This window comes from Desulfovibrio desulfuricans, from assembly GCF_024460775.1.
GTDB lineage: Bacteria > Desulfobacterota > Desulfovibrionia > Desulfovibrionales > Desulfovibrionaceae > Desulfovibrio > Desulfovibrio desulfuricans_E.
Genome location: NZ_JANFYZ010000079.1, coordinates 1 through 259 on the forward strand (window position 1 = coordinate 1; position 259 = coordinate 259).

The 259-nt window shown below is 46.7% G+C and carries 1 protein-coding gene; it reads right to left on the minus strand.

Going from position 1 to position 259, the window contains the following annotated elements; all coding sequences use genetic code 11:
- The coding region (locus NE637_RS15470) for a class II fructose-bisphosphate aldolase (protein ID WP_256267819.1) at positions 1–191 on the minus strand (191 nt) is incomplete at its 3' end.
- Positions 192–259: the final 68 nt, after the last annotated feature.

Consider the following 259-nt stretch of genomic DNA (forward strand, 5'->3'; position numbering starts at 1 on the left):
GGCGCAATCAATGCACTGTCACAATGATTGACCATATGCTCCTGCACAATGTTCACAATGATTGGAGCACGCAGCTCTTGTGCTGCGTTGATAACGGCACGCGCCGTTTCAATATTAAAGCAATTGATGGCCATAACGGCATAGTTGCCTTCATTGGCACGTTGCAACATGCCTTTCATAGATACGTACATAGAACCCCTTTCTGTTGAATGTCACGATTGGCACTGGTTAAGCGTAGGTCGTTTGTTTGAGAGGGCAG